This window comes from Micromonospora sonneratiae (genome assembly GCF_042679305.1).
GTDB lineage: Bacteria > Actinomycetota > Actinomycetes > Mycobacteriales > Micromonosporaceae > Micromonospora_H > Micromonospora_H sonneratiae.
In genome coordinates, this window is record NZ_JBHTMP010000154.1 from 1 (window position 1) to 1,532 (window position 1,532).

The 1,532-nt window shown below is 70.0% G+C and carries 1 protein-coding gene; it reads right to left on the bottom strand.

What is annotated here, in order from left to right; genetic code table 11:
* Nucleotides 1–1,532 (bottom strand): hypothetical protein (locus tag ACFQ4H_RS34745; RefSeq protein WP_377579516.1); only part of this gene is annotated, 1,532 nt, incomplete at both ends.

The following is a 1,532-nucleotide window of genomic DNA, read 5'->3' on the forward strand; positions in this document are numbered from 1 at the left end:
CCGGTCGAGCGCCGCCCGGGCCAGGTTGTGTCCGTTGGTCGTCAGCTCACCGATCTGGCCACCGACGTTACGCCGCTGCGCCGCGGTCAACCGACCCCAGTGCTCCAGGTCGTACCGCTCGGCCAGGTCGACGATCTCCCGGCTGCGCAGCCCGTTGAACCGGTCGACCAGCACCTGCACCAGCGCCTTGACAACCGAGGCCGACACCTGCACGGCGATGGGGCCACCACGCGGCAAGTTGCCGATACCGAGCACCATCAGAGTCGACGGCCCCTCACCCCGAGCCGCCCGCTCCAGATACACCCGCCAACCGGCTTCGTGGCGGGTCAGCTCGTGCTGACGTTCCGCCACCTTGGCCAACGCATCCCGTACGGCGGTGTGCATGGTGCTCGTGTCGATGTCCGGCGACACCTTGAGCGTGATCCGCTCGTCGGTGTAGTCCACCTCGATCTTGTTCGGATCCGCGGTGTGGGCCACCTCGACATGCACGACGGCGTTACGGGCGTCGCCCCGGATCACCAGCTTGTACCGGTCACCGTCGAGCAACCGGACCTTCTTGAGGAACTCGATCGGCTCGCTGCCGAGTAGCCGACTGATCTGGCTGATCTCGTGCCGGACCCGGCTACGGATCGGCCGGGCCTCCGCATCCGGCACCGTACGGGTGTCCGGGGTCGTCTCCGGGTCGGGATGCATCGTCCGCTCGGCCGCCGACCGGTCACCCAGCACGGTCGCGGCCAGCTCACCGGCCCGGTCGTAGCTGGCGTCGACCCGCCGTTGGAGCTCGCCCTCGGCGATCCCGGTCCGGTCCGGCAACTGGGCCAACGCCCGGTCGTGCTTGTTCTCCAGCTTGTTCGTGGTCACATACCGGGAGAGCCGGTTGTTCGTCGCCAACTCGAACGCCGCCACCGTGGTCCGCCGGATCACCAGCTGCGGCGCACCCAACGCCGCGGCCACGGCGATCGAGGTGCCGGCCGCCGCCGCGGTGGGGGCATTCGCGACCAGTCGGTCGATCGGCCGGAACGGCACCTCCCCCGGCCGGGCATGCTGCATCTCGATCAGCTCGCCCAGGGTTCTGCGGAGTTGTCCCCGGAACCGGTACTCGGCGGCTGTCGTGTCCCGGCCCGGACGCGGCTCCCCGAGGTCGAACGAGGCCCGGTCCACCACCAGGACGAAGTGCCGCTCCCGGCCACCACCCCGGAACTCGGCCACCCGCCCGTCCGGCACCGTGCCCGAGCGCACCTCGAAGGTGAAGGACAGTCGGCCGGTGTCGCTCCAGTTCTCCGGGGTGACCCGGTACATGGTGCGACCCCACGCCGACACCGGCTCGATCGTCGCCCGGACAGAAATGACATGGGTCAACTGGTGCCGGGTTCCGGCGACCACCGGATCCGAGTCGTGCCACCACTGCCGCTGGGCGTCGAGCAGTGCGCTGACGGGTTCGGACAGGTGGCGGCGGGCCAGGTCGGCGCGTACGTCCGCACCCGGCATACCCTCGCGCAACGCCCGGGACTCGATGAACGTCCGCAACTCGG